This is a genomic window from Bradyrhizobium sp. USDA 3364 (assembly GCF_054056355.1).
Genome location: NZ_JBSRYG010000002.1, coordinates 8369997 through 8394660, shown reverse-complemented (window position 1 = coordinate 8394660; position 24664 = coordinate 8369997). Strand labels below are relative to the sequence as shown.

The window sequence follows — 24664 nt, the reverse complement described above, 5'->3', positions numbered from 1 at the left end:
AGATCCCAGAGGTTAACGGAGCCGCGGCGATGGCCATGAACGATCTCCCGATCCTGTCGGCGTTGCGCACCAAGATGCAATGGCATCAGGAGCGCCAGCGGGTGCTCGCCGAGAACATTTCCAATTCCGACACGCCGAACTTCCGGCCGCATGACCTGGTCGAGCCGAAGTTCGACCGGGCCGGCGTCACGGTCGGCGGCGGGATGGGGACGCTGCCGATGATGCAGACCAGCGCCACCCATATGACGGCCTCCGGCGCGCCCGACACCTTTGACAATGATCGAGGCAAGAGCGGGTTCCAGACCCGTCCGGCCGGCAACGCGGTCAATCTCGAGGAGCAGATGATGAAAGTGTCGGCCAACCAGATGGACTACGCGGCCGTCACCTCGCTCTACAGCAAGAGCCTGCATCTGCTGAAAACCGCGATCGGCAAGGGCTAGGCCACCATAACGGCGGCAGGAGGATCCCATGGCAGATGGAACAGGCGATTTCGCCCGCTCGATGAGCATCGCGACCTCAGGCCTGCGCGCGCAGGCGGGGCGGATGCGGGTGATCTCGGAAAATATCGCCAACGCCGATTCAACGGCGCAGACTGCGGGCGGCGATCCCTATCGCCGCAAGGTGCCGACCTTCTCCTCGACGCTCGATCGCACGCTCGACGCCCAGGTGGTGACGCTCGGCCGGATCCGCCCCGACCAGTCGTCATTCCGCGTCAAGCACGAGCCGGGCAATCCGGCGGCGGACGCCTCCGGCAACGTCAAATATCCGAACGTCAATGCGATGGTCGAAATGACCGACATGCGCGACGCCCAGCGCTCCTACGAGGCGAACCTCAACATCATCAGCGCGACGCGGCGGATGATCCAGCGCACGCTCGACATCCTCAAGTCCTGACGCAGCAAGAACAGGGAACGTAAATCATGGCTACACCAACCGTCGCCGCCAACGCGTACGCCAGCCTCGCGAAGATGATGGAGCGCGGCGGCGCCGAGAAGGCCGGGCAGGCCGTCGCTGGCCCGTCCTTCAGCGCGCTGCTGAAGGATTCCGTCGGCAGCGTGCTGGAAGCCGGCAAGAAGTCCGACGCGCAGACCATGGCGATGGCTTCCGGCAAGGCGAACGTGATGGACGTGGTGACGGCGGTCGCCGACACCGACGTCGCGGTGTCGACCCTGGTCTCGGTCCGCGACCGCGTGATCCAAGCCTATGAAGACATCATGAAGATGCCGATTTGACCAATGGCGTCATTCCGGGATGGTCCGAAGGACCAGACCACAGGTGCGCAATTGCGCACCGGGGAATCTCGAGATTCCGGGTTCGCTTCGCGCCCCGGAATGACTGAACAACTAGCAAGCGAGAACAACAATGACCGGCCCTGAAACTCTCGACGTGGCGCGCGATGCGATCTGGACCATCGTGATCGTGTCGTCGCCCCTGATGGTGGTAGGCCTTGTGGTCGGCGTCGTGGTGTCGCTGTTCCAGGCGTTGACCCAGATCCAGGAACAGACACTGGTGTTCGTGCCGAAGATCCTCGCGATCTTTGTCACATTGCTGCTGGCACTGCCGTTCATGGCCGACTCGCTCAGTAGCCACATGATGCGGATTTCGTCGCGAATCATCGGCGGTTGATGCACTAATGCCGCGGTCATGCGCATCGATGTCTCCCTGCTGCCGGCGCTGGCCGCAATCTTCGTGCTGGTCTTCGCGCGCGTGGGCGCGATGGTGATGCTGCTGCCCGGTTTCGGCGAGAGCAACATCCCGGCGCGGGTCAAGCTGTCGATCGCGCTGCTGCTGACGCTGATCATCCTGCCCCTGCATCGCAACGCTTATCATGTCGACCTGACGTCGATCTCCTCGCTCGGCGTCCTGATGGTGCATGAACTCATCATCGGCATCGTGCTGGGCGCGACCGCGCGGGTGACGCTGTCGGCGCTCAACGTTGCCGGCTCCGTGATCGCCCAGCAGCTCGGCCTCGGCTTCGTCACCGCGGTCGATCCGACCCAGGGCCAGCAGGGCCAGATCATCGGCAACTTCCTCACCATCCTCGGCCTGACGCTGCTGTTTGCCACCGACAGCCACTATCTGGTCATCGCGGCGCTGAGCGAGAGCTATCGCATCTTCTCGCCGGGCGAGATCATGCCGACCGGTGACGTCGCCGCGCTCGCGACCTCGGCCTTCTCCGCCGCTTTCAAGATCGGCCTGCAGCTGTCGGCGCCGTTCCTGGTGTTCGGCCTGGTGTTCAACATCGGGCTCGGCGTGCTGGCGCGGCTGATGCCGCAGATGCAGGTCTACTTCGTCGGCGTGCCGCTCTCGATCATGGTCGGCTTCCTGATCTTCGGCGTCGTGCTCGCGGCGATGATGAACACCTATCTCGACTACTTCCTCGGCGTCATGCGCCAACTCGCTCCAATGAATTAGGAGGAGAGATGGCCGATGATACCGAAGACAAAACAGAAGACCCTACGCAGAAACGTCTCGACGAAGCCCTTGAGAAAGGCGACGTCGTCAAGAGCCAGGAGGTCAATACCTGGTTCATCATCGCCGGTGCCACGCTGGTGCTGTCGACCTTCTCCGGCTCGATCGGCGGCGGCATCTTGATGCCGTTGCGCAATCTGATCGCCAATTCATGGATGATCCGCACCGACGGCGCCGGCCTGCTGCAACTGACCCAGACGCTCGGCTACGCCGTGGTCGCCGCGATCGGCGTGCCGTTTCTGATGCTGGCGCTGGCCGCGATCGCCGGCAACATGATCCAGCATCAGCTGGTGTGGTCGGGCGAGCAGCTCAAGCCGAAATTCTCCAAGATCTCGCCGGCGGCCGGCTTCAAGCGACTGTTCGGCAAGCAGGCGGTGGCGAACTTCCTGAAAGGCCTGTTCAAGCTGATCGCGCTCGGCGTCGTGATGGTCATGGTGCTGTGGCCCGACCGGATGCGGATGGAATCGTTCCTGCGGGTCGACCCGTCCGAACTCTTGCCCGCCGTCACCAGCATGACGGTGCACCTGATGGCGGCGGTGGTCGCCATCCTCGCCGCCGTTGCGATCGCCGACTACTTCTTCCAGTACCGGACCTGGTACGAGCGTCACAAGATGTCGCTGCAGGAGATGAAGGAGGAGTTCAAGCAGTCGGAAGGCGACCCGCACGTCAAGGGCAGGATCAAGCAGTTGCGGGTCCAGCGCGCCAAGAAGCGCATGATGGCCCAGGTTCCGAAGGCCTCGGTGATCATCACCAACCCGACCCACTATTCGGTGGCGCTGGCCTACGACCGCAGCATGTCGGCCCCGGTCTGCGTTGCCAAGGGCGTCGACGTCCTCGCTTTCAAGATCCGGGAGATCGCCAAGGAGCACGACATTCCGATCGTGGAGAACGTGCCGCTGGCCCGGGCGCTCTATGCGACCGTCGAGATCGACCAGGAAATCCCGGTCGAGCACTATCATGCGGTTGCCGAAATCATCGGTTACGTGATGCGGCTGAGGCGGGGCCTGTCCGGCTTGCGTCAGTAAGGGGCGGAAAACCGCTTGAAATGCGCGTAACTTGCGAATTTGCTGCCTGATGGACTTGCGTTTTCGGGTCCGATTCAGGCACTCAGGGGCGAGGCGGCCGGCCGGGCGCCTTCGTGATGCAGACGAGCCATGTCTCTCCAGATGACCGCCGATAGCAACGATCCTCCCGCGACTGAGCCGTTCGTGGCCCACGGGCCAGCGCGGCGCAGCGGCAGCATCCTGCTGGTGCTTCTGATCGCCGCCGGCATTGTGGCAGTGGCGGTCTGGTTGATGACCATCGGCCGTACCCAGGCGCAGCCCTATATCCTCGGCGTGCTGGCGCTACTCGCCACCGTCGGCCTGTTCAATCTGTTCGCGCTTGCGGCCGGGATCATCCGCTTCTCCGACCGCACCACCGACGACCCGGTGATGGCGCGGATCGCCGATCAGGCCCAGGAGGGGCTCGTCGTCACCGACTCCCGCGGCCACGTGGTCTATTCCAACGCCGCCTATCTCTCGCTGACCCGCGCGGCCGGGCCGCAGGACGTGCGTCCCGTCGAGCGTGTCTTCATCGGCAACCCGGACGTCTCCGAGGCGGTGTTCCGCCTCCTGAAGGCGGCGCGTGAGGGCAAGCGGCAGCAGGAGGAGGTCCGCGTCGCCGGCCACGAGGCCGGACAGGGCCGCTGGCTGCGCCTGCGGGTCCGCCCGCTCGGCGAGGGCAAGCGCGATGCGCGATATGCGGTGTGGTCGATCGCCGACATCACCCGTGACCGCGAGCGCCAGGAAGACGTGTTCCAGGAGCTGCGGCACGCGATCGAATATCTCGATCACGCGCCATGCGGCTTCTTCTCGGTCAATCCGGCCGGCGAGATCGCCTATGTCAACGCCACACTGGCGAACTGGCTGGACTACGATCTGGCCGAGATCGGCTCGGGCGGCCTGAATCTGACCGACATCGTCTCGGGCGACGGCGCGGCGCTGTTGACCTCGATCGCGGCGGTGCCCGGCGAGGTCAAGACCGAGGTGTTCGACATCGACCTGCGCATGCGCGGCGGCAAGACCGTGCCGGTGCGGCTCTATCACAAGCTCGCCTTCGGCGCCGACGGCGCGGCGGGCGCCTCGCGCACGCTGGTGATCAGCCGCGCCCGCGACGAGCGTTCCGACCCGGAGCGCGCCGCCGAGGTGCGCTTCATGCGCTTCTTCGACCATACGCCGATGGCGATCGCGACCGTCGACCGCGGCGGCAACGTGGTCGGCGCCAATGCGCGCTATGCCAAGCTGGCGCAGGGGCTGAACGGCGACGGCGGCGCCGCCAAGTCGATCTTCCGCGCGGTCAATCCGCGCGACCGCGGCCTCCTGATCACCGCGATCAACCAGGCTGCCGAAGGGCAGGGCGATATCGCGCCGGTCGAGGTGATGCTCGACGGGGCCAAGGAGCGCTTTGCCCAGTTCTTCGTCACGACGGTGGAGAAGGACGAGCGCGACGCCGAGACCGCGATCGTCTACATGCTCGAGACCACCGAGCGGCGCGCGCTGGAAAACCAGATCAACCAGTCGCAGAAGATGGAGATGGTCGGCCAGCTCGCCGGCGGCATCGCCCACGACTTCAACAACGTGCTGTCGGCCATCATGATGGCGAACGACTTCCTGCTGAACGCGCACAAGCCGACCGACCCGTCGTTCCAGGACATCATGCAGATCAAGCAGAACGCCACCCGCGCCGCGACGCTGGTGCGGCAGCTGCTGGCATTCTCGCGCCGCCAGACGCTGCGGCCGCAGGTGCTCGATCTCGGCGATGCCTTGAGCGACCTCACTATGCTGCTGCGCCGCTTGATCGGCGAGAAGGTCAAGCTCGACCTCGTGCACGGCCGCGATCTGTGGCCGGTGAAGGTCGACGTCTCGCAATTCGAGCAAGTGGTGGTCAATCTCGCGGTCAACGCGCGCGACGCGATGCCCGACGGCGGCAAGCTGATCATCCGCACCGCCAACGTGCCGACCGAGGAAGCCGCCCAGCTCGCCAACAAGGGCATGCCGGCGGCGGACTATGTGAAGATCGAGATTTCGGACACCGGCACCGGCATTCCGCACGAAATCATCGACAAGATCTTCGAGCCGTTCTTCTCGACCAAGGAAGTCGGCAAGGGCACCGGCCTCGGCCTGTCCACGGTGTACGGCATCGTCAAGCAGACCGGCGGCTTCGTCTATGTCGATTCCGTGCCGGGCGGCGGCACCACGTTCCGGATCTACCTGCCGCGGCATCGCCAGGAGCAGGAGATCGCGCCGGAAGCGCAGGCCGGCAACGGCGGGGCAAAGGAAACCGCCGCCGAAGCCGCCAAGCCGAAGCCGGATCTCACGGGGCAGGGCACCATCCTGCTGGTCGAGGACGAGGACGGCCTGCGCTCGCTGAATGCGCGCGGCCTGCGCTCGCGCGGCTACAGCGTGATCGAGGCGGCCAACGGCGTCGAGGCGCTGGAGGCGTTCGAGGAGAAGAACGGCGCCGTCGATCTCGTCGTCTCCGACGTCGTGATGCCGGAGATGGACGGGCCGACGCTGCTGAAGGAAATGCGCAGCCGCAATGCCGGCTTGAAGATCATCTTCGTCTCCGGCTATGCCGAGGACGCGTTCGAGAAGAGCCTGCCGGAGAACCAGCAGTTCGCCTTCCTGCCGAAGCCGTTCACGCTGACGCAGTTGGTCGCCGCGGTGAAGGAAACCATGGCGGCGAACTAGCGGCGCGACGGTTTCCCCGCGGATTCGCCTCGCCAAAGCGGGTTCCGGGCGGACGCTGTGTTCCGGTTGAAAGCGACCCGCATCTCGCGGTAGGACGCAGTGTCGCATCCACAAGGACCATAGTGTCACATCGCCGCGACCGAGGGCCGCAGCCGCGGTTCCCGTTTCCCGCTTCACTTTTATCAGGCCCTGCCCATCTTAGGGGCGTTTCCCCATGCCGGGGAATCCTTGAGGAAACCAACATGAATTTCTCGCAACGCACGCGTGGAATTGTTCGGGCGATCGCCGTCGCGATGGCGCTGGTGCTGCCCGTGATGATGACCGTTTCGGCGGCCGACGCCCGCGTCGGTGGCGGCGGCTCGCGCGGCTCGCGGACATTCTCCGCGCCGCCGTCGACCAACACGGCGCCCGGCTCGGTCGCGCCGATGAACCGTACCTTCAGCCAGCCTGGCAGCCCGAATATGGGGTCGCCGGCCGCCGCGAATTCAGGCGGCATGTTCGGCCGCGGCGGAATGGGACGTGGCCTGCTCGGCGGTCTGGCCGCGGGCTTCCTTGGCGCCGGCCTATTCGGCATGCTGTTCGGGGGCGGCTTGTTCTCGGGTCTCGGCGGCCTGTCGTCGATGCTCGGCTTGCTGCTGCAGATCGGCCTGATCGTGCTCGTGGTCCGGCTCGCGATGTCGTGGTGGCAGCGCCGCAATTCGCCTGCCGCCGCTTACGCCGGTGGCCCCGATGTCGGCCCCGGCCCGCAGGCGAACGCCCGCTCGGGCTTCGGCTTCGGCCTCGGCGGCGGATCGAATGCACCGGTCGAGATCGCGCCCGGCGACTACGAGACGTTCGAGCGGTTGCTCGGCGACATCCAGACCGCGTGGTCGAACGAGGACATCGCGAAGCTGCACACGCTGGCGACGCCGGAAATGGTGTCGTACTTCTCTAGGGATCTCGAGGAGAACAAGGCGCGCAACGTCACCAACAAGGTGACCAATGTGAAGCTGTTGCAGGGCGATCTGGCGGAAGCCTGGCGCGAAGGCGACAGCGAATACGCGACGGTCGCGATGCGCTACTCGCTGATCGACACCGTGCTCGATCGCGGCAGCGGTCGCACGGTCAACGGCAACGGGCAGCCGGAAGAGGTCACCGAGGTCTGGACCTTCGTGCGCCAGCGCGGCGGCAACTGGGAGCTCTCGGCGATCCAGCAGACCAACTGAACGCTTGCCCGATATGACAAACGCAAGGCGCCGCGGCATCGTCCGCGGCGCCTTTGTCTTGTGTGCTTCGTTCGCCTGTCGTGGCGCCGGAATATCCGCGCGGGCCGCGGGTTGATGTCAGCGGACCAATAACAACCAATCGGGAGGATTGAGATGAAGATCACTGTACTTGTCGCGGTTCCCACCTGTCTTGCGTTCATCGCGGTGACCGCGCCGGCAGCGGCGCAGACCGCCGACACCAGCTTCTTCGTGACCAGCAACGGCATCGGCAATGGCGGCAATCTCGGCGGCCTCGCCGGCGCCGACAATCATTGCCAGACCCTGGCGCAGGCCGCGGGATTCGGAGCCCCGAAGACCTGGCGCGCCTATCTTTCGACCCAGGCGGCCGACGGCAAGCCGGCGGTGAATGCGCGCGATCGCATCGGCAAGGGACCGTGGCAGAACGTGAAGGGCGTCGTGGTCGCCAAGGACGTCGCCGATCTGCATAGCGCCGGCAACAATCTCACCAAGCAGACCGCCCTGTCCGAGAAGGGCGAGGTCATCAACGGTGCCGGCGACACGCCGAACCGCCACGACGTGCTGACGGGATCGCAGGCGGACGGCACTGCGTTTGCGGCTGGCGAGGACCGCGCGTGCAAGAACTGGACGAGCAGCACGCAGGGCGCCGCCATGGTCGGGCATTTCGACCGCAAGGGCCTGCGTGACGACGAGCCGTCAAAATCCTGGAACACGTCGCATCCCTCGCGCGGCCCGGATGGCGGCTGCTCGCAGGCCGATCTGAAGAGCACCGGCGGCGACGGCTTGCTGTACTGCTTCGCGGCGAACTGAGAGGATGGCAGCTGCCCTTCGTCATTGCGAGCGCAGCGAAGCAATCCATCCAACCGCTTGCGCGGAGCGATGGATTGCTTCGTCGCTTCGCTCCTCGCAATGACGGGGACAGTGCGGAGTACCCGGCTCGCCGTTACCAGGAGCGACCGGGTGCGTGAGCCTGCGCCTGGGTGACTGCTCAGCTCTTCTTGCGTTTGGCGGCCTTCTTGGCAGTCTTCTTTTTCTTCGCGGTTTTCTTCTTGGCCGCGAAATAGGCTTCGACCTTCTTCGAGGAGTGTCCGACGGCTGCGACGGCAGTCTTGAGCCGGGCAGGAGTCACCTTGAACTTCTTCGACCAGTAGCGGACCTCGTAGGGCTGGCTGATCGCGATCCGTGCGCGGTCGGCGGCCTTGTGGCGCTGCTCCTTGAAATGGGCTTCCACCTTCTTGGCGGAATGCCCGACCTTCTTGACGGCGGCCTTGAGCTTCGCCGGCGTGACCTTGAACTTCTTGGACCAGTACGCAACTTCGTAGGACTCGCTCAACGCAATCAGAGCGCGATCTTGCGCACCCCGCTTCTTCTTGCTGTCCGCCATAAGATGATCCTTCATCGAAGATTCGACGTCGGAACCTTAGCAGTGTCCGCGGGGTTCGCACAGGCGGCGCGTGCGCGATGGACGATCTGACCGTAGCGCGGCTACGATCGCGGTGAAGCGCAACGACGCTGCGAAGTTTTCGGAGGTAAGTGCATGCACTATCAGCTTTACTACTGGCCGATGATCCAGGGCCGCGGTGAATATGTCCGTCTCGCGCTCGAGGATGCCGGCGCCGGTTATACCGATGTCGCGCGCGGCAAGGGCGGCATGGGCGCGATGACGAAGATGATGGACGGGCACAAGGGCACGCCGCCGTTTGCGCCGCCGTTCCTCAAGGCCGGCAGCCTCGTGATCGGGCAGACCGCCAACATCCTGCTCTATCTCGGCGCGCGTCACGGCCTGGCGCCGAAGGCTGAAGGCGGAAAGCTGTGGGTGCACCAGCTGCAACTGACGATCACCGACTTCGTGCTGGAGATCCACGACACCCATCATCCGCTCGGCCCGTCGCTATATTACGAGGACCAGAAGACGCCGGCGAAGAAGCGCACGGAGGAGTTCTGGGTGTCGCGGGTTCCGAAATATCTCGACTATTTCGAAGACCTTGTCGCGGCGAACGGCGGCGCGTTCGTCACCGGACGCCGCCTGACCTATGTCGATTTGTCGCTGTTCCAGATCGTGGAAGGCCTGCGCTATGCGTTTCCGAAGCGCATGGCGGCTTTCGAGAACAACGTGCCGCGCCTGATCGCGCTGCGCGACCGTGTCGCCGAGCGGCCGAACATCAAGGCGTATCTGGCGAGCGAACGGCGGATCCCGTTCAACGAGGAGGGCATCTTCCGGCGCTACAAGGCGCTGGATCTTTAGCTGCTGTCATTCCGGGGCACGCGAAGCGTGAACCTCAGATGCGCAATTACGCATCGGGGAATCTCGCGCCGCACTCTCGAGATTCCGGGTTCGGTCTTGCGGACCACCCCGGAATGACGGCGCGGAAAGGCTATCGGCTCCGTCCATCCACCGGCGTCATCGCGATCTTCGACAGATCGATGCCGTCGATGCAGCTGACGTTCAGTGCCACGATGTCCGTACCATCGGGCTTCTTGCCGCGCGCGAACACGTCGACGCCGCAGTCGACGCAGAGCTGGTGGCGGATCGCATGACGGTTGAACAGGTATTCCTTCAGGTTCTCGGAGCCGGCGCGAAGCTGGAAGCTCGACGGCGGCATGAACACCAGGTGCAGGCCCTGCTTGGTGCAGATCGAGCAGTTGCAGGCCGTGACAACAGCCATGTCGGTGGTGCATTCGAAGCGGACCTGGCCGCAATGGCAGCCGCCGGTATAGGTCTTGGTCTCTGCCATGATGGTCCCTCACCACAGTCCGGGTACGAGGCGATAGCGCACCCGTGCCGTGTAATCGGCATAGCCTGACAGGCCCGCCACCAGCGCGCGCTCCTCGATTCCCGTGCGGAACGCGAACATTGCAAAGAACACCGGCACGAAGGCAAGGCCCCACCAGGAGCCGAGCATCAACGGCACGGCGATGAAGAATAGCATCACGCTCGAATACATCGGATGGCGGACCAGCGCGTATGGTCCGGTCGAGATCACGTGATGGTCGCGCTCGGTCTGTACCTTCACGACGGGTGCTGCGAACGAATTGGTGCGGAACACCCACAGGATCAGCACGGTCGAGACCAGATACAGCACGAGGCCGAGCACGATCAGCGGCACGCCCGCGTCGCCGCCGCCGAAGCGGCGATCGAGCCCCATCGCGACGAACCACAGCACCGCGATGACAAGGAACACCAGCATGAACCGCTTGTCCTCGGCGGGCTGGCCCTCGCGCGCCGTGAGCCGCATGCGCTCGGCCAGCAATCCGGGATCGACCTTGGCGAGCCACAATCCGCAGGCCGGGCCGATCAGCGCCGAGGCGATCAGATAGGTCCACGCGCCGGGCCAGTGCAGCGTGCCGGCGAAGGCAAACAGCAGCGCAGCCATGGCGATGACGAAGAAGGTGTTCTGCAGAAGGAGCTTTGCGATCATGGGCGGCTCCGTGATTCCGGCAGTGATTATCGCACTCTTTTCCCGGCAAGCATGCGACCGCAGCCATCAACTTTCGGAGCAGGCGAGGCGTTCCCGCGTCGCGACCGCATTGGCTCTACGTTGACAATTGTATAAGCAATTGCTTATATATCGACATGACCGCCGCCACGCAGCTGACCAATGTGCTCAAGACCCTCGCGGACCCGACGCGGCGCGCGGTGTTCGAGCGGATCATCCGCGAGGGGGAGGTCGCCGCGACCGGGCTGGTGCAAGGCTCGAAGGTGTCGCAGCCGGCGGTGTCGCAGCATCTGCGCGCGCTGCGTGATGCAGGCCTCGTCGCCGAACGGCGCGAGGGCCGGCATATCCATTATCGCGTCGCGCCGAAGGGGCTCGGCCCGCTGATCGACTGGCTCGGCCATTACGAGACGTTCTGGGCCGAGCGCTTCGCCAATCTGGAGAAATTGTTGAAGGAGAGTGAGTGATGGGTGAGACGCATGCGATCACGGTCGAGAAGGTGCTGCCTTATGCCGCCGAGCGGATCTGGCGGACCTTGACCACGAGCGAATTGCTGATGAAATGGCTGATGCCGAATGACTTTCAGCCGAGCGTCGGCCACCGCTTCAATTTCCGCACCAGGCCGATGGGCGACTGGGACGGCGTCGTGCATTGCGAGGTGCTGGATTGCGAGCCGCCGCGCCTGCTGCGCTATTCCTGGAAGGGCGGCGCCGACACCAATCCGGACTACGGCTCGAAGCTCGACTCCGTCGTCACCTGGACGCTGACGCCGGTCGAGGGCGGCACGCTCGTCCGCATGGTGCATGACGGCTTCGTCTTCCCCGGCAACCGCTTCGCGTTCGACATGATGAGCCCGGGCTGGGGCAAGATCGTCGATGCGATCGGGCGGGTCACCGCGGAAGCCTAGAGCACTTTCCGTTCCGATCGAATCGGAACGGGGCTCTGGATGCTGGTTCTGACGCGTTTTCTTCACGCGAACCGGTATCCACTTCGCTCGAAAACGCTCTAACGGCTCACTCGTTGTTGCCGCGACGAACAGTGATCGAGGCGTCGGTCCTGTTGCGCGTGCACTCCAGATTGAGGCGGCGATAGCGCATCGTGATGGTGTTGCCGCGGAGGATGCCCATGCGCTTCAGGCAACGCGATGTGCCGGTCACGGCGTCGTCCTTCGGCACGGTGAAGATCAATGCCGTGGCGGAGCCGACCAGGTTGAAGAACTCCGGCTTCATCTTGCGATCGGTCTTGGCATAGAGCTCGATCGAATAGTCCTTGCCGCGGCAGCCGAGCGACAATTCCTTCGCAGCCGGGTGTGTGAGGTATGTGATATTGGCGGCGCTGAAATTGACCTTCAGCCCGTCGATCTGGCCGGCGAGCTGCTTTGCGATGTCCACGCAGGGATCGGCTTGCGCCGGCGAAGCGGCGAAGGAGGCCGCCAGCGCGATCAGTGCGGCGGGCAAAGTGGAGCGAATGCCGAATGGCAAGCGTCGGCGCAACGGTGCTGTCACGAAATACCCCCGCGGTATGACAATACGCGAAGCCTACATGCAGGCTCCGGCGGAGCGCGTCAATATCGCCGGTCCGTCACGATGAGCACTTTCCATCCTGCGCCTTGGAGGCGCCTGCGGCGCGGCGCTCGCAATCATTGCCGTAGGTCTTGCCGTCGCAACCGCACACCGGCTTGAATATCTTGTTGCAGATCGTCGGGCGGAACGCGCAGGTGCCGGTCTGGTCGGCACGGCCGCATTGCCCTGGTCTGAACTGGCAGAACTGGCCGACGCGGCTGCATTGCAGGGCGGCGATGCCGCCGCACGGCCTGCCGAGGCGGGCGGCATCGGCGCCGGTCGGGAGCGCGATCAACAAGGCCAGCGCTGCAAAGGGGATGAAAAGCGCTGTCTTCATGAAGGGCTCCTGATGGTTTCCTGACGGCTTCCCGGGCCGCTTCGCGAGTGGTCCAGCGTTGTGGCAACCCGAGATTACGGAGGGATGAAACCTAGCACGCGGATTGCCGGTCCGGCGCATGGCTGGAAGGCAGCCGGCTTCCCTTTCCTTTGGCCGAAAAAGGCTTAGAACAGCTCTACATTGCCGGCGGCCCTGCGGCCGGCACCGGCCTATCGAAACCGACGAGCAGCTCATGAACGCCCCCTCAGCCTTTCCCGACCAGCAGAAGCCCGTGCCGCCCTACAAGCACACGCCCTTGTTCCCGCTTGGTGCCGACACCACGCCCTACAAGAAGGTGACGAGCGAGGGCGTCCGGGTCGAGAAGGTGCTGGGCAAGGACATGCTGGTGGTGTCGCGGGAGGCGCTGCGGGCGCTCTCGGAAGCCGCCTTCGGCGACATCAATCACTATCTGCGGCCGGGCCATCTGAAGCAGCTGCGCTCGATCCTCGAGGACAGGGAAGCCAGCGACAACGACAAGTTCGTCGCGTTCGACTTCCTGAAGAACGCCAACATCGCGGCCGGCGGCGTGCTGCCGATGTGCCAGGACACCGGCACCGCGATCATCATGGGCAAGAAGGGCTGCAACGTCATCACCGACGGTGACGACGAGGCCGCGCTCTCCGAAGGCGCGCGCGATGCCTATCTGCGCCGCAATCTGCGCTACTCGCAGGTCGCGCCGCTGTCGATGTATGAGGAGAAGAACACCGCCAACAACATGCCGGCGCAGTGCGAGATCTACGCCGAGGGTGACGATGCCTACAAGTTCATGTTCATGGCCAAGGGTGGCGGAAGCGCCAACAAGAGTTTTCTGTTCCAGGCGACGCCCTCGGTGCTGACCAAGGATCGGCTGCTCGCGTTCCTGAAGGAGAAGGTGCTGACGCTCGGCACCGCGGCGTGTCCGCCGTATCACCTTGCGATCGTGATCGGGGGCACCTCGGCCGAGCTCTGCATGAAGACCGTGAAGCTCGCTTCGGCGCGCTATCTCGACGCGCTGCCGACCCACGGCTCGGCTGACGGCAACGCGTTCCGCGATCTCGAGATGGAGCAGGAAATCCTCAAGATGACGCAAAGCTTGGGGGTGGGCGCGCAGTTCGGCGGCAAGTATTTCTGCCACGACGTGCGCGTGATCCGCATGCCGCGCCACGGCGCCTCGCTGCCGATCGGGCTCGGCGTGTCCTGCTCGGCGGATCGCCAGGTGCTCGGCAAAATTACACGAGACGGCGTCTATCTCGAGGAGCTCGAGCACAACCCGGCGCAGTACCTGCCCGCGGTCGAACATTCGCTCGGCGGCGAGGTCGTCAAGATCGACCTCGACAAGCCGATGAAGGACATCCTGGCGACGATGTCGCAATACCCGATCAAGACCCGCGTCTCGATGACCGGCACCATGATCGTGGCGCGCGACTCCGCCCACGCCAAGCTGCGCGAGCGGCTGGAGAAGGGCGAGCCGCTGCCGGACTATTTCAAGAACCACCCGGTCTATTATGCGGGTCCCGCCAAGACGCCCGACGGCTATGCCTCCGGTGCGTTCGGTCCGACCACGGCGGGACGCATGGACTCCTTCGTCGACCAGTTCCAGGCCGCCGGCGGATCGATGGTGATGGTCGCCAAGGGCAACCGCGCGGTCGCGGTGCGCGAGGCCTGCAAGAAGCACGGCGGCTTCTATCTCGGCTCGATCGGCGGTGCGGCGGCGAACCTCGCCGAGCACTGCATCAAGAAGGTCGAGGTGGTCGAGTATCCCGAGCTCGGCATGGAAGCGATCTGGCGCATCGAGGTGGTCGACTTCCCGGCCTTCATCATCATCGATGACAAGGGCAACGACTTCTTCAAGGAATTGAATCTGGGTTGAGGGCGATCGGCCTCGATGGGTTTTCCAGGGGCTGGGTCGCCGTCAGCATCGACGGCGACCAGCGCACGATTTCCTTTCACAGTGATATCGCGGACGCGCTTTCGGGTCCGTTCGATCGTGCCGGGATCGACATCCCGATCGGCATGACCGACGACGGCGAGCGTGCCTGCGATCGTCTCGCCCGCGCACGGCTGCGCCCGCACACCTCGCGCGTCTTCATCGGCGCGCGGCGCTGGCTGTGGCAGGAGTTTCAAGACCCCGACAAGGCGAACGAGGAGGCTCGCCGCCGCGGTCAGACCCGCATCTCCCGCCAGCTGTGGCACATCGGCCCGAAGATCGTGGAAGTCGATGCGTTCGTCCGCGCCAACGCCGCGCGCGACATCCGCGAGGTACATCCCGAATTGGTGTTCCTGCGGCTGAACGGCGGCGCGCCTTTGCCGCGCAAGAAGTCGGAGGAGGGCGATGCGCTCCGTTGCAAGTTGCTCAAGCGCGCCGGCTTCCGCGAGATCGATCGGTGGCTCACCGTGACGCGGATCGGCACCGGCGCGAAGCGCGACGATGTGCTGGATGCGTGTGCGGTGGCGATCGCCGCGCACGAACCTTTTGGCAGCATTCCGGAAAGCGCGTTGCCGCCGGATGCGTACGGTCTGCCGATGCAGATCTGGTTTTGACGGAGTGTGACGGCGTCACGCACGGCCGTCTCAGCCTGTATCGTTTGCATTAACCACCGCGCGGCAACTGCGACGTTCTGCCACGCGCGTGGTTGTGGTGCGCGAAGAAAGCAACCGAATTCCGCCAAGGACCCTTAAGGTTTGTCATCGACCCTGCGCCCGCATCGTGAGGGAGATTGACGATGAAGCCTTTTTCATTCGGTGTATTTCTCGTGGCCTGCGTGGTGGTCTATTTGTACTTCACCCTGTCGCCCGGTGACGGCTTGGTCTATCGCGTGCCGATCGCGCAGGCACGGCAGCAGCTGGCGAAGGCCGAGCTGCCGCCTCTTGTGTTCGGGAGCCAGGCACTCGAGGTCGGGGTGCGCAACAACGGCGACTCCGAGGTGGTCTGGATCGTGCGCAGGAAGGGCGAGGAATTATTCCGCTATACCGCCCAGCTCAGCGCCGAGGACAAGGACTCCACGCGCGTCAAGCTGAAGCTGGAGGGCGCGCAGGGGCGTACCCAGAACTACGCCAAGAACCTGGACGATAATCCCAAGACGCGGGACTTGTATCTTGCCGCGATGCAGGAGCGCGTCTCGTCGACGCTCGAGCATCGCCAGTTCGAGATGTCGCGCCTCCATGCCGCGATGGCGTCCGCCGCGGTGGCGAACCTCGGCAACATCCGTGCTTCGGCGGACCAGGCCGCTGCGGCGGCCGCGGAGCTCGAACGCGATGTCGTGCAGAGGACCTATCGCAACGAGCCGGCCGGCGTGCGTCGCTGAGTACGCGACAATGCCGGCTGGCGTGTGCGGCCGGCGTTACGCCCGCGTGCCGGTGAAGGGGAAGCTGCCCATCGGGCCGATGCCCATCTCGCCGGAGATGCCGTCGCCGGCGACCGTGCCGCTGAATTCGAGCGTCAGTGGCATCGGGTTGGTGATGGAGACCTTCCAGGCGACGCTGTCGCCGTTCACGGTGCCGTCGAAAATTTCGGTGGAGTTGCCCTCGGCGCCCTGCGTGCCAGTGAGCGTGCCGCCGGAGCTTGCCAGCGACAGCGTCGCCTTGCGCTCGCCCATCGGCGTCGTCATCGTGAGATTCCAGTTTCCGTCCACCGCCATTGATGTATCCCCTCGGTTATCTAGAGCGTGCGCGGGTATAGCCCATCTTGCCGCGCGCGCCTAGTTCGCGGCCGCGGCGATCAGGCGCGGGCGGCGGCGCGCAGCCGATTGCCGATCAGGAAGCGGAACGCGACATACTGGATCGCGAACGCGGCGATCTTGGCGCCGACCAGCACCACCGACACGTAGAACGCCCATAGCTTGATGTCGCCCGTCGCCGCGATCGCAATCGTGCCGGCGGCGAGGATGAACATCAGCCCGGCCCACGCATAGCCGGCGAGGGTGGCGTATTCCGGAATGGTCTCGGTCACGATCGGCGGCAGATAGCGCAGCATCCAGCCGCGCTTCAGCATGATCGCGCCGATCGCGATGTGGCCGATCGCGGGCTTCGCCAGCACGAAGCGCGGATCGTTGGTGAGAAGCGTCGCGCCGCCCAGCACGATCACCAGCCCGAGGCTCGCCCAGGTCATGTAGCCGAGCGCCTGTCGCTTCACGCGGGCATAGACCACCTGCGCGATCGCGCCGGCGATCGCGACGCCGGTGGCGATCAGGACGTTGTCGGTGGCGAGATAGACCACCAGGAACACGATGGTGGAGAGGAAGTCGCTCGCGAGCCTGGCAAATACGCTCTTCATCGTGTGGTTTCCGTTTCCTCTGACGTGGTGATTGTGCTGGTGTCGTGACGGCCGCGCTCAGTGCGACGGCAGTGCAGCGTCCCTGGCCATGCGATATTGCGGATACCAGCGCGTGAAGCAGACCGCGGCGTTGCGCGCGGCGAAGGCGACCAAGAGGCCGGTCCACAGCGGCAGGGCCGGTACGTAGAGCACCGTGATGTTGCCGATCAACATCAGCAGCGTTGCGGCGGTCCAGGCGCCGGTGATCAGGTAGTTGGCATGGAGGAAGCCGGGCTGCTTCGCGATCTCGGCATCGACCTGCTCAAGCGCGTATTGCCGCGTGAAGGGATGGCCGATCAGGATCGAGCCGAACGACACCACGAGGATGCCCGCATCGACCGCGATCTTCACCGCGATGTTGCTCGGCGTCGCATCGACGAAGGTGAGATAGGCGCCGACTGCGGTGAAGACGATCACCGAACCGACGCCGAGGATCTTGATGCTGCGGCCGCGCGCGATATCGAAGGCGACGACGGCAAGGCAGATCAGTGCGGCACAGAGCAGGCTCACGGTTGCCGAGGTCACCAGCATCAGCGTGGCGAAGGCGCCGTAGGGAGCGAGGATCAGGAAGATCGTCATGGCGAGCCCCAAAGGCTTATCTTTACATCGTAAAGATACCCTAGAGGCGAGCAGGAGAAGCGTCAAGCGAAATCTTTACAGTGTCAAAATCGTGATGCGTGGATGAAAAAGTAAGCGTTTTCAGATCGATGTGCCAGATTTGGCGCTGCTTCCGTTCTTGCCGCGTCATCGCCGGGCATCGCCGTCCGAAGGACGGCGTCGCTTCCGCTCGCCTATGTCCCTGCCATCCACGTCTTTCGTGCAACCGGCGACAAAGACGTAGATGCCCGGCAGCCGGCTACGCTACGGCTTCGCCGGGCTGCGTCCCAGGCTCGTCGAAGCTTTAGCGAAGGCGGCCGCGGGGCTGGGCATGACGATGTGGGGAGACTTCGACCGAATGAAGCGAACCGCGATCGGCTGTTATTCCGCGCCGACCCAATTGCCGTGGAAGCCATCCGGCACGCGGTGGCCGAGATGGACCAGCGCGGTCGGGCCCGCCTCGACATCCTGCGCGTTGAACACGGCGAGATCACTGCGGTTTTCGCGGGCGCGCCAGACCACCGCGAGCAGCCAGCCGTCGCCTTCCGCGGCTTCAGGACCGCGCTCGACGAACACGGGTTCGGAGATCGTATCGCCGGCGGGCAACAGATAGTGGCCGAGCCGCTTGCCGCGGCCGTCGACATGCACGATGCCCGACAGCGCGCCGAACATCGGCAGATTGGGGTTCGCGCAGGCGTACCAGCCGTGGTTGCTCGCAAGTCCGGCGCGGCGATCGTCGACGCGGGGGAATTCGCCGGTGAGGTCGTCGAGATAGGTTTGCGTGAAGCGGTCGGTGTTGCCGGCGAGGTCGAAGGTCCAGCGGCAATAGCGCGCGCGGTTCTTGGTCGGGTCGGTCGGCGAGCCGTCGGGATGGTTGAACAGCGGCGCTTCCTCGAACTGCATCACGTCGGCGATGATGCGGTCGCCTTCTTCCCACGCATTCATCACATGGAAGACGTAGCAGGTCTCGGCGCGGAACCAGACGATATCCTTCGACGAGCCGTGGCGCTTCATCACGCCGACATAGGCGCCTTTCTCCGGCTCCCAGGCATAGGGCGCCTGTCCGCGCATCGCACGCTGCATGCTGCCGGTGATCGGCAGGATCGGAAACAGCACATGATTCTGGGTGACGATGAAGTCGTGCACCATGCTGGCATAGGGCGCCTCGAAGCGCTCGAACCGCGTCACCACGCCGGACGAACTCACCGCGCCGTACGACAGCGCCGGCGTCAAGGGACCCGCGGCGTTGTAGCCGAAGAACACCATCTCGCCGGTGACCGGATCGATCTTGGGATGCGCGGAGAAGGGACCGGAGATCGCGCCGTTGTAGTCGCAATAGCCAAGCCGATTGAGCGTGCCGGGCTCGATCTCGGTCGGCAGATGGCTCTCGACGAGCGCGAGCAGGCGGCCGCCATGGAAGATGATGTTGGTGTTGGCGACGCAGCCATCCGCGGTGATCGCCTCCGGCGCGTCCGGCAGCTTGCGGCCGAAGCCGCCGAACAGTGCGCGGCCGGCGTCGTGCTCGGCCTGCCATTTCGCCGTGCGGACCCAGCGGTTGCGGTAGCTGGCGCGGCCGTTCTCGAGATGGAAAGCGTGCAGCATGCCGTCGCCGACGAACCAGTGCGCGCCCGGCGCCTCGAACTGCGGATTGGGACCGTTGCGGTAGAGCGTGCCGTTCAGCTCGCGCGGCAATTCGCCCGTGATCTTCAGGAATGGCGCATCGGCTTCGAACGGGATCGGCGCCAGATTGGTTCGTGCCGTGCTGGATGTGACCTGGTCGAGCATTCCGTGTCTCCGTCCATCATGATCTTTACATCGTCAAGATATCAGTAGGGATGACGCCCCTGATCGTCAAGCAAAATCTTTACAGTGTAAAAATTGCGACATATAAGGGCTGCATGGCAAGATTATCCAAGGAAAACAAGGCGAATCGCCCGGCGCCGGCCAAGGCCCGCCGGGCTGCGCGTGCCGTCGCAAACCGTCCGGCACCGCGGCGCCGGGCCAATGACACGCCGTATCATCACGGCGACTTGCACGAGGCGCTGCTGAAGGCCGCCGAGCGCGTGCTCGAGCGTGACGGTCTGGCAGGGCTGACATTGCGTGCGGTGGCGCGCGAGGCCGGCGTGTCGCACGCCGCTCCCACGCATCATTTCGGCGACCTCACCGGATTGCTCAGTGAACTCGCGGCGATCGGCTTCCGGCAGTTCGGCTTGGCGATGGCGGCTGCGGACGCCTCGGCGGCCACGCCGCCGGAGAAGGGCGTGGCGAGCGCCAAGGCCTATGTCGCCTATGCACAGGCGCATCCCGGCATGTATGGCCTGATGTTCCGCAGCGAGCGGCTCGATCATTCGCGGCCGTCGCTGCACGAGGCGTCCGAAGCCTCGTTCGCAGGGCTGACCCGCGGCGTCGGCGCCAGCCGGCATGAGCAGATTTCCAAGGAGCAGCTCACGTTGGACCAGGCCGCTGCGATCGCGTCCGCCTGGTCGCTGGTGCATGGTTTCACCATGCTGCTGCTCGACGGACGCCTCAAGACGATACTGGATCGCTCGCCCGAGGGTACATCTGTGGAAATGCTGCTGACCGCGATGCTTCGGTTGAACGCGAGCCGGCAGCCGCGGCCGTCATCGATGTTGCCCCTCGACTAGCGTTTTCGAGCGAGGTGGATCCCGGTTCGGGTGAAGCAAACGCATCCAGGCAAGAGGCCCTAGGTGGTGTGGACACTTATCGTGTCCATAGGACGATTGCAGCGAGAGTGACGACGGCTCGGTAATTTCGGGCTGTCTTTTCGAAGCGCGTTGCGACGCGGCGGAACTGCTTGAGTTTGCTGAAGCAGCATTCGACGAGATGCCGCTGGGCATAGAGATGCTTGTCGAGCGGATGCTTGAGTGCACGTGACGGGTTGTTGGGGATGACGGCGAGCGCGCCCTTGGCCGCGATGGCTTGGCGCAAGTGATCGGCGTCATAGGCCGTATCGGCCATGACCACCTCGGCGGGCAATCCCTCAATCAAGGTGGCGGCTTGCGGTGCATCGCCCTTCTGGCCCGCGGTGAGCGTGAACCGCACGGGGCATCCCAAACCTCGGACGGCCATATGTATCTTGGTGCTCAAGCCGCCGCGCGAGCGGCCGATCGCCTGATCTTCAGACCCCCTTTTTTCGCCCCGGCGGCGTGCTGATGCGCCCGGACGATGGTGGAATCGACGATCAGATATTCGAAGTCCGGATCATCGGACATCGCCTCGAAGATCCGCAACCAGACACCCTTGGTGCTCCATCGACTGAAGCGCCGGAACACGCTGTTCCAATCCCCAAACGCCTCCGGAAGATCACGCCAGGGAGAGCCGGTGCGAACGATCCAGAGCACCCCTTCCACGAACATCCGGTTGTCGCGTCCGGTCGAACCCTTCTGGTCAGGCCGGCCGATGATGAGCGGCGCCATGCGCTCCCAAGCCGCGTCGCTCAACACCAAACGATCCATCACACCCAAGGCCGCCTCCCAAAACAAGCCTTGAATCTGATTTGCCCTCAAAAGGGAATCCTTAGAGTCCACACCGCCTAGCGCTTCGTCAATGACGTGGTCCGACCGCTCTGGCCGATTGTCTTCACCATGTCCGCGCCGCATTTGAAATCGCGGGCGAAATCGTCGGCAGCCCGCCGCGCCAGCTCGTTTGCGTTGGGATTGGCCGCGACGTCGACATAGGCAACGTGACAGACATCACCCGGCGGCAGCCGTGTCACGGCGAGCATCGCCCGCGAGACCGGGCTGCCGTGCTTGTCGTGTTCGCTGTTGTCGGCGATCTGCCAGCGCTGAATGATCGCGAACGGCTTGCTGCCGACGGCGCGCCATTCGACCGTATCCCCGGTCGAACTGAACGGGCCGAACCAGGCTTGCGCCGCCGGTTCCTTGGCCGCGGCCTCGTGGTTTCGGCCCACCGAGACCACTTCGCGCAGATCGCCCTCGCTGATCAGTACCACGAGACCGGCTCTTCCCGGGCAAATACGGGTCGAACTGCCGTCCTCTTCACTGGGCTTGCCGATCATGCGGCAAGCCTTCGGCGCAGTCGACGTGTAGGCGCTGCTGATCGTCTCAGAGGCAGCCTGACCAGGATTTGCGCCGGCGAGCGCCATAATTGCTGTTGCAAAAGCAAGGTATTTCATCGGGAAAACCTGCGATCCGGACGTTACTTTGTGTCTGACATATGCAATCTGGGGAAGGTTCAATAGACACGCGGGAAACACCTGACAGGCGCGCGGAATCGTCCTAGAAGGGCGGCTTCGCAACTTTGTCGCGTGCGCCTCGGCGTGCCGTAGCCTCGATCATCATGCCCACAATATCATCGAACAAACCTTATCGCGTCGGCCGCTCCCGTACCGGCCTTGGCCTCTTCGCCACCAAGCCGATCAAGAAGGGTGACAAGATCATCCGGTATTTCGGCCCGATCCTCGACTCGAAGAAGAAGGACGAGGACGCGATCGAGAACAAATATCTGTTCGAACTGACCAACCGCTGGACCATCGACGGCTCGATCCGCGAGAACATCGCCCGCTACATCAACCACGCCTGCCGGCCGAACGCGGAATCCGACGTTCGCCCACGCAAGCGCAAGGTGTTCATCCGCGCGATCAAGAACATCGAGCCCGGCGACGAGATCAACTACGACTACGGAACCGACTATTTCAAAGCCTATCTGAAGCCGATCGGCTGCAAGTGCGACGCCTGCGAGAAGAAGCGCAAGAAGAAGCGCGCGGAGGCGAGGGCGGAGCGGCTGCAGCTGAAGGAAAAGGCCGAGCGGAAAGCTAGGCGCGAGGCCGAGAAGCTCGCCGAGGCGCGGGCCAAGCAGAGAAAGGCCAACGCGAAGAAGGCCGCCAAAGCAAACGGCAAGCTCGCCAACGGCGCAACCCCGAACGGCAAGGCTCTTAACGGCAAGGCTCTTAACGGCAAGGCTCTTAACGGCAAGGCTCTTAACGGCAAGGCTCTTAACGGCAAGGCTCTCAATGGTAAGCCTTTTAGCGACAAGGCTTTCAACGGCAAGGCGCTGAACGGCAAGCACCTCAATGGCCACAGCTTGACGGCCGCGGCCGGCAAGCGGGCGGCTCCTGCAAAGCGTGGCGCTGCGCGGCCGCTGCAAGCCTGAGTTCCGAAACTAGTTCACTGCCGCTCGTCGTCATGATGCGCGCGCCGGATGGCGTGCGGGACGCGGCAGATAGGCGCATTCGGCGAGCGTGGTTCCGTCGAGCTCGCGCATGAAGGCCTCGCGGGCCGCCGCAAGCCTCGCCTTCAGCCGACAGCGCGGCAGCAGCACGCAGTCTCCGCCATCATCCCTGAAACATTCGACCAGCGCGCTGCCGCCTTCCAGCGCGCGGACCACCTGGCCGAGCGTGATCGTCTCTGCCGGACGCGCCAGCGAAAAGCCGCCGCCTGCGCCGCGCTGGGTGGCGATGAAGCCGGCCTCGGCGAGGTCGCGCACCACCTTGGCGAGGTGATTGCGGGAAATGCCGAACTCGGCCGCGATCTCGCTGGTGGCGAACGACCGGTCCGGCTCGCCGGCCAGCCGCATCAAGGCGCGCAGCGCAAAATCCGTGAACGAAGTCAGGCGCATGGAAGCCCTTCGAAATCAGCACTAGGCGGATCAGCTATAGCAGTTTAAATAGGTATTTGAAATACCTATTTAGGATGTGAGCGATGACAGGAGCAGAGCGCCGCGAGCAGATCACCGCCGGGATCTTCGCGCGGACGGGCATCACCGAGGCCATGATCGAGCAACTGGTGCATGGGTTCTACGCAAAGGTCCGCAAGGACCCGATGATCGGGCCGGTGTTCGAGGCCAGGATCACCAACTGGGAGCCGCATCTGGCCCAGATGTGCGCGTTCTGGTCGTCGGTCGCGCTGATGACCGGGCGCTACCACGGCACGCCGATGGTCAAGCACATGCCGTTGCCGATCGATGCCGCGCATTTCGACCGCTGGCTCGAGCTGTTCGAGGCGACCGCGCATGAGCTGTGCCCGCCGGTCGCGGCGGAGCATTTCATCGAGCGCGCGCGGCGCATTGCCTCGAGCCTGGAGATGGGCGTCGCCAGCGGGCAGGGTGTGATGCTCGCGGTGGGGGAACGTTACAGGCGACCGGAAACGCGAGCCGCACGATAACAGGCGCTTCGTCCTCGTCATTGCGAGGAGCGAAGCGACGAAGCAATCCATCTTTCCCCGAGTGGAGACCTGGATTGCTTCGCTTCGCTCGCAATGACGGTTGCTGTTACGCCGTCACCACATCCTCGCTGCGGCGCAGGCCGACATATTGCAGCTCGGCGAACACGCCGGTCGCGATCGCCTGGGCGAGGATCATCATGGTCCCGAGCAGGTTCGGCGACACCGCGCCCGAGAGCAGCAGCGCGATGCTGGCGAGCGTCCATGCCGCGTTGCCGACGACCACCAGCATCACCACCGCCTTCGGCACTGACGTGCGCGAGCCGAGCCAGCCGACCAGCGCGGTGTAGGCGATCAGGAACAGCCCGGTCTCGCGCAGCAACGTTTCGGGCAGATTGAAGAACGAAGCCAGCGCGCCGGCATCGAGCACCATGGCGATGGCGGATACGCCGCTGAAGACGGCGTCGGCAAGCAACGTGCGGCGCAGCAGCTGGGACGAATGGATCATGGCACGGTCTCCTCTGGGTGGGATGGGGTGGTCAACGGAACAGGGCCTGCAGCTGACGCCACAGGCGGAGCGGGCACAGCGCCTTGCCGACCCTCATCTCGACCGCATAGACCTGCGCGAACACGAACACGCCGGTCGCGTACACGAGCGGCTGGGGCATGTTGAGCGAGCGCGCGACCAGCCAGGTGGCCAGATGGACCAGCCACGGGAGCAGGACGGCGAAGGCGCGGACAAGGGACAGCATCAGCATGGTCATCTCCTGTGCCGTGGAAGATGAGCCGCCCTGCGCGCCAATTCGATTACCTCAGGCGTAATGGAACGGGCGATTTC

The 24664-nt window shown here is 64.5% G+C and carries 31 protein-coding genes and 1 pseudogene; 18 read left to right on the top strand and 14 right to left on the bottom strand.

The genetic code is table 11. The features are described from left to right. Positions 1-29 precede the first annotated feature (29 nt). The 9 genes from flgB (at position 30) to ACVILL_RS39735 (ending at position 8236) form a co-directional block, all read left to right on the top strand. The gene (flgB, locus tag ACVILL_RS39775; RefSeq protein ID WP_456734000.1) at positions 30-440 is read left to right on the top strand and encodes a flagellar basal body rod protein FlgB; all 411 of its coding nucleotides are present in this window, start codon (positions 30-32) and stop codon (positions 438-440) included. A 28-nt stretch (positions 441-468) separates the two neighbouring features. Next, entirely contained in the window at positions 469-894 is a 426-nt protein-coding gene (gene flgC / locus ACVILL_RS39770; RefSeq protein ID WP_456733999.1) for a flagellar basal body rod protein FlgC, read from the top strand. Positions 895-920: 26 nt separating this feature from the next. Next, entirely contained in the window at positions 921-1232 is a 312-nt protein-coding gene (fliE, locus tag ACVILL_RS39765) for a flagellar hook-basal body complex protein FliE (protein WP_050421136.1), read from the top strand. Between the two features lie 130 nt (positions 1233-1362). Then, on the top strand, positions 1363-1626 hold the full coding sequence (gene fliQ, locus ACVILL_RS39760; RefSeq protein WP_021077937.1) for a flagellar biosynthesis protein FliQ: 264 nt from the start codon (positions 1363-1365) through the stop codon (positions 1624-1626). 18 nt (positions 1627-1644) lie between these two features. After that, on the top strand, positions 1645-2415 hold the full coding sequence (gene fliR, locus ACVILL_RS39755; RefSeq protein ID WP_016844767.1) for a flagellar biosynthetic protein FliR: 771 nt from the start codon (positions 1645-1647) through the stop codon (positions 2413-2415). Positions 2416-2423: 8 nt separating this feature from the next. Beyond that, a complete protein-coding gene (gene flhB, locus ACVILL_RS39750) occupies positions 2424-3497 on the top strand; it encodes a flagellar biosynthesis protein FlhB (protein ID WP_456733998.1) in 1074 nt (357 codons plus the stop codon). Positions 3498-3638: 141 nt separating this feature from the next. After that, the gene (gene cckA / locus ACVILL_RS39745; protein WP_456734472.1) at positions 3639-6203 is read left to right on the top strand and encodes a cell cycle histidine kinase CckA; all 2565 of its coding nucleotides are present in this window, start codon (positions 3639-3641) and stop codon (positions 6201-6203) included. Between the two features lie 242 nt (positions 6204-6445). Further along, complete coding sequence (locus ACVILL_RS39740; RefSeq protein ID WP_456733997.1) at positions 6446-7408, top strand: Tim44 domain-containing protein; 963 nt, start codon at positions 6446-6448, stop codon at positions 7406-7408. A 153-nt stretch (positions 7409-7561) separates the two neighbouring features. Then, positions 7562-8236 (top strand): lectin, encoded by a 675-nt coding sequence (locus ACVILL_RS39735; RefSeq protein WP_456733996.1) that lies wholly within the window; start codon positions 7562-7564, stop codon positions 8234-8236. Between the two features lie 178 nt (positions 8237-8414). On the opposite strand, the gene ACVILL_RS39730 is transcribed toward ACVILL_RS39735, so the two are convergent. Continuing rightward, positions 8415-8810, bottom strand: a complete 396-nt coding sequence (locus ACVILL_RS39730; RefSeq protein ID WP_456734471.1) for a DUF3606 domain-containing protein — start codon at positions 8808-8810, stop codon at positions 8415-8417. A 153-nt stretch (positions 8811-8963) separates the two neighbouring features. On the opposite strand from ACVILL_RS39730, the gene ACVILL_RS39725 reads away from it, so the two are divergent. Beyond that, the gene (locus tag ACVILL_RS39725; RefSeq protein WP_456733995.1) at positions 8964-9671 is read left to right on the top strand and encodes a glutathione S-transferase; all 708 of its coding nucleotides are present in this window, start codon (positions 8964-8966) and stop codon (positions 9669-9671) included. A gap of 130 nt (positions 9672-9801) precedes the next feature. Here ACVILL_RS39725 and ACVILL_RS39720 read toward each other — a convergent pair whose 3' ends face one another. Next, the gene (locus ACVILL_RS39720) at positions 9802-10161 is read right to left on the bottom strand and encodes a GFA family protein (RefSeq protein WP_456733994.1); all 360 of its coding nucleotides are present in this window, start codon (positions 10159-10161) and stop codon (positions 9802-9804) included. Between the two features lie 9 nt (positions 10162-10170). Then, positions 10171-10845 carry a methyltransferase family protein gene (locus tag ACVILL_RS39715; RefSeq protein WP_456733993.1) on the bottom strand — a complete coding sequence of 225 codons (675 nt, stop codon included), beginning with the start codon at positions 10843-10845 and terminating at the stop codon, positions 10171-10173. A gap of 155 nt (positions 10846-11000) precedes the next feature. On the opposite strand from ACVILL_RS39715, the gene ACVILL_RS39710 reads away from it, so the two are divergent. Continuing rightward, the gene (locus ACVILL_RS39710) at positions 11001-11327 is read left to right on the top strand and encodes an ArsR/SmtB family transcription factor (RefSeq protein ID WP_456733992.1); all 327 of its coding nucleotides are present in this window, start codon (positions 11001-11003) and stop codon (positions 11325-11327) included. Then, on the top strand, positions 11327-11767 hold the full coding sequence (locus ACVILL_RS39705) for an SRPBCC family protein (RefSeq protein ID WP_456733991.1): 441 nt from the start codon (positions 11327-11329) through the stop codon (positions 11765-11767). The genes ACVILL_RS39710 and ACVILL_RS39705 overlap by 1 nt, the downstream gene beginning before the upstream one ends. Positions 11768-11873: 106 nt before the next feature. Here ACVILL_RS39705 and ACVILL_RS39700 read toward each other — a convergent pair whose 3' ends face one another. Together ACVILL_RS39700 and ACVILL_RS39695 are read right to left on the bottom strand one after the other, a co-directional pair. After that, on the bottom strand, positions 11874-12329 hold the full coding sequence (locus ACVILL_RS39700; protein ID WP_456734470.1) for a hypothetical protein: 456 nt from the start codon (positions 12327-12329) through the stop codon (positions 11874-11876). A 112-nt stretch (positions 12330-12441) separates the two neighbouring features. Beyond that, positions 12442-12759 (bottom strand): Kazal-type serine protease inhibitor family protein, encoded by a 318-nt coding sequence (locus tag ACVILL_RS39695; RefSeq protein ID WP_456733990.1) that lies wholly within the window; start codon positions 12757-12759, stop codon positions 12442-12444. A gap of 232 nt (positions 12760-12991) precedes the next feature. Here ACVILL_RS39695 and ACVILL_RS39690 point away from each other — a divergent pair, with 232 nt between their 5' ends. From ACVILL_RS39690 to ACVILL_RS39680, 3 genes are all read left to right on the top strand, one after another. Next, positions 12992-14647 carry a fumarate hydratase gene (locus tag ACVILL_RS39690; protein ID WP_456733989.1) on the top strand — a complete coding sequence of 552 codons (1656 nt, stop codon included), beginning with the start codon at positions 12992-12994 and terminating at the stop codon, positions 14645-14647. Then, positions 14644-15318: a DUF429 domain-containing protein gene (locus tag ACVILL_RS39685; RefSeq protein WP_456733988.1), complete on the top strand. Its 675-nt coding sequence runs from the start codon at positions 14644-14646 to the stop codon at positions 15316-15318. Before ACVILL_RS39690 ends, ACVILL_RS39685 begins: the two co-directional genes overlap by 4 nt. Before the next feature lie 182 nt (positions 15319-15500). Further along, on the top strand, positions 15501-16082 hold the full coding sequence (locus ACVILL_RS39680; protein WP_456733987.1) for a hypothetical protein: 582 nt from the start codon (positions 15501-15503) through the stop codon (positions 16080-16082). 36 nt (positions 16083-16118) lie between these two features. On the opposite strand, the gene ACVILL_RS39675 is transcribed toward ACVILL_RS39680, so the two are convergent. From ACVILL_RS39675 to ACVILL_RS39660, 4 genes are all read right to left on the bottom strand, one after another. Next, positions 16119-16415: a hypothetical protein gene (locus ACVILL_RS39675; protein WP_092115378.1), complete on the bottom strand. Its 297-nt coding sequence runs from the start codon at positions 16413-16415 to the stop codon at positions 16119-16121. An 80-nt stretch (positions 16416-16495) separates the two neighbouring features. Further along, positions 16496-17050, bottom strand: coding sequence for an inner membrane-spanning protein YciB (locus tag ACVILL_RS39670; protein WP_456733986.1), 555 nt, complete (start codon positions 17048-17050; stop codon positions 16496-16498). Positions 17051-17107: 57 nt separating this feature from the next. Then, positions 17108-17668 carry a hypothetical protein gene (locus ACVILL_RS39665; RefSeq protein ID WP_456733985.1) on the bottom strand — a complete coding sequence of 187 codons (561 nt, stop codon included), beginning with the start codon at positions 17666-17668 and terminating at the stop codon, positions 17108-17110. 399 nt (positions 17669-18067) lie between these two features. Next, entirely contained in the window at positions 18068-19471 is a 1404-nt protein-coding gene (locus tag ACVILL_RS39660; protein ID WP_456733984.1) for a carotenoid oxygenase family protein, read from the bottom strand. A gap of 113 nt (positions 19472-19584) precedes the next feature. Between ACVILL_RS39660 and ACVILL_RS39655 the strand changes: the two genes are divergently transcribed. After that, complete coding sequence (locus ACVILL_RS39655; RefSeq protein WP_456734469.1) at positions 19585-20331, top strand: TetR/AcrR family transcriptional regulator; 747 nt, start codon at positions 19585-19587, stop codon at positions 20329-20331. Positions 20332-20407: 76 nt separating this feature from the next. Here ACVILL_RS39655 and ACVILL_RS39650 read toward each other — a convergent pair. Next, positions 20408-21123, bottom strand: a pseudogene (locus ACVILL_RS39650) (IS5 family transposase). A gap of 116 nt (positions 21124-21239) precedes the next feature. After that, a complete protein-coding gene (locus ACVILL_RS39645; RefSeq protein WP_456733983.1) occupies positions 21240-21812 on the bottom strand; it encodes a hypothetical protein in 573 nt (190 codons plus the stop codon). Positions 21813-22006: 194 nt separating this feature from the next. On the opposite strand from ACVILL_RS39645, the gene ACVILL_RS39640 reads away from it, so the two are divergent. Next, complete coding sequence (locus tag ACVILL_RS39640) at positions 22007-22819, top strand: SET domain-containing protein (protein ID WP_456733982.1); 813 nt, start codon at positions 22007-22009, stop codon at positions 22817-22819. 30 nt (positions 22820-22849) lie between these two features. On the opposite strand, the gene ACVILL_RS39635 is transcribed toward ACVILL_RS39640, so the two are convergent. Further along, on the bottom strand, positions 22850-23284 hold the full coding sequence (locus ACVILL_RS39635; RefSeq protein WP_353700972.1) for an RrF2 family transcriptional regulator: 435 nt from the start codon (positions 23282-23284) through the stop codon (positions 22850-22852). An 83-nt stretch (positions 23285-23367) separates the two neighbouring features. Here ACVILL_RS39635 and ACVILL_RS39630 point away from each other — a divergent pair, with 83 nt between their 5' ends. Further along, a complete protein-coding gene (locus ACVILL_RS39630; RefSeq protein WP_456733981.1) occupies positions 23368-23829 on the top strand; it encodes a group III truncated hemoglobin in 462 nt (153 codons plus the stop codon). 106 nt (positions 23830-23935) lie between these two features. Here ACVILL_RS39630 and ACVILL_RS39625 read toward each other — a convergent pair whose 3' ends face one another. Both ACVILL_RS39625 and ACVILL_RS39620 read right to left on the bottom strand, forming a co-directional pair. Then, positions 23936-24334, bottom strand: coding sequence for a hypothetical protein (locus tag ACVILL_RS39625; protein ID WP_456733980.1), 399 nt, complete (start codon positions 24332-24334; stop codon positions 23936-23938). A gap of 31 nt (positions 24335-24365) precedes the next feature. Continuing rightward, positions 24366-24590, bottom strand: coding sequence for a hypothetical protein (locus tag ACVILL_RS39620; protein WP_456733979.1), 225 nt, complete (start codon positions 24588-24590; stop codon positions 24366-24368). Positions 24591-24664: the final 74 nt, after the last annotated feature.

Bases quoted from the DNA above. Each gene is read 5' to 3' on its own strand.
- flgB (WP_456734000.1), top strand. From the start codon at position 30: ATGGCCATGAACGATCTCCCGATCCTGTCGGCGTTGCGCACCAAGATG.
- flgC (WP_456733999.1), top strand. From the start codon at position 469: ATGGCAGATGGAACAGGCGATTTCGCCCGCTCGATGAGCATCGCGACC.
- fliE (WP_050421136.1), top strand. From the start codon at position 921: ATGGCTACACCAACCGTCGCCGCCAACGCGTACGCCAGCCTCGCGAAG.
- fliQ (WP_021077937.1), top strand. From the start codon at position 1,363: ATGACCGGCCCTGAAACTCTCGACGTGGCGCGCGATGCGATCTGGACC.
- fliR (WP_016844767.1), top strand. From the start codon at position 1,645: ATGCGCATCGATGTCTCCCTGCTGCCGGCGCTGGCCGCAATCTTCGTG.
- flhB (WP_456733998.1), top strand. From the start codon at position 2,424: ATGGCCGATGATACCGAAGACAAAACAGAAGACCCTACGCAGAAACGT.
- cckA (WP_456734472.1), top strand. From the start codon at position 3,639: ATGACCGCCGATAGCAACGATCCTCCCGCGACTGAGCCGTTCGTGGCC.
- ACVILL_RS39740 (WP_456733997.1), top strand. From the start codon at position 6,446: ATGAATTTCTCGCAACGCACGCGTGGAATTGTTCGGGCGATCGCCGTC.
- ACVILL_RS39735 (WP_456733996.1), top strand. From the start codon at position 7,562: ATGAAGATCACTGTACTTGTCGCGGTTCCCACCTGTCTTGCGTTCATC.
- ACVILL_RS39730 (WP_456734471.1), bottom strand. From the start codon at position 8,810: ATGGCGGACAGCAAGAAGAAGCGGGGTGCGCAAGATCGCGCTCTGATT.
- ACVILL_RS39725 (WP_456733995.1), top strand. From the start codon at position 8,964: ATGCACTATCAGCTTTACTACTGGCCGATGATCCAGGGCCGCGGTGAA.
- ACVILL_RS39720 (WP_456733994.1), bottom strand. From the start codon at position 10,161: ATGGCAGAGACCAAGACCTATACCGGCGGCTGCCATTGCGGCCAGGTC.
- ACVILL_RS39715 (WP_456733993.1), bottom strand. From the start codon at position 10,845: ATGATCGCAAAGCTCCTTCTGCAGAACACCTTCTTCGTCATCGCCATG.
- ACVILL_RS39710 (WP_456733992.1), top strand. From the start codon at position 11,001: ATGACCGCCGCCACGCAGCTGACCAATGTGCTCAAGACCCTCGCGGAC.
- ACVILL_RS39705 (WP_456733991.1), top strand. From the start codon at position 11,327: ATGGGTGAGACGCATGCGATCACGGTCGAGAAGGTGCTGCCTTATGCC.
- ACVILL_RS39695 (WP_456733990.1), bottom strand. From the start codon at position 12,759: ATGAAGACAGCGCTTTTCATCCCCTTTGCAGCGCTGGCCTTGTTGATC.
- ACVILL_RS39690 (WP_456733989.1), top strand. From the start codon at position 12,992: ATGAACGCCCCCTCAGCCTTTCCCGACCAGCAGAAGCCCGTGCCGCCC.
- ACVILL_RS39680 (WP_456733987.1), top strand. From the start codon at position 15,501: ATGAAGCCTTTTTCATTCGGTGTATTTCTCGTGGCCTGCGTGGTGGTC.
- ACVILL_RS39675 (WP_092115378.1), bottom strand. From the start codon at position 16,415: ATGGCGGTGGACGGAAACTGGAATCTCACGATGACGACGCCGATGGGC.
- ACVILL_RS39670 (WP_456733986.1), bottom strand. From the start codon at position 17,050: ATGAAGAGCGTATTTGCCAGGCTCGCGAGCGACTTCCTCTCCACCATC.
- ACVILL_RS39665 (WP_456733985.1), bottom strand. From the start codon at position 17,668: ATGACGATCTTCCTGATCCTCGCTCCCTACGGCGCCTTCGCCACGCTG.
- ACVILL_RS39660 (WP_456733984.1), bottom strand. From the start codon at position 19,471: ATGCTCGACCAGGTCACATCCAGCACGGCACGAACCAATCTGGCGCCG.
- ACVILL_RS39655 (WP_456734469.1), top strand. From the start codon at position 19,585: ATGGCAAGATTATCCAAGGAAAACAAGGCGAATCGCCCGGCGCCGGCC.
- ACVILL_RS39645 (WP_456733983.1), bottom strand. From the start codon at position 21,812: ATGGCGCTCGCCGGCGCAAATCCTGGTCAGGCTGCCTCTGAGACGATC.
- ACVILL_RS39640 (WP_456733982.1), top strand. From the start codon at position 22,007: ATGCCCACAATATCATCGAACAAACCTTATCGCGTCGGCCGCTCCCGT.
- ACVILL_RS39635 (WP_353700972.1), bottom strand. From the start codon at position 23,284: ATGCGCCTGACTTCGTTCACGGATTTTGCGCTGCGCGCCTTGATGCGG.
- ACVILL_RS39630 (WP_456733981.1), top strand. From the start codon at position 23,368: ATGACAGGAGCAGAGCGCCGCGAGCAGATCACCGCCGGGATCTTCGCG.
- ACVILL_RS39625 (WP_456733980.1), bottom strand. From the start codon at position 24,334: ATGATCCATTCGTCCCAGCTGCTGCGCCGCACGTTGCTTGCCGACGCC.
- ACVILL_RS39620 (WP_456733979.1), bottom strand. From the start codon at position 24,590: ATGACCATGCTGATGCTGTCCCTTGTCCGCGCCTTCGCCGTCCTGCTC.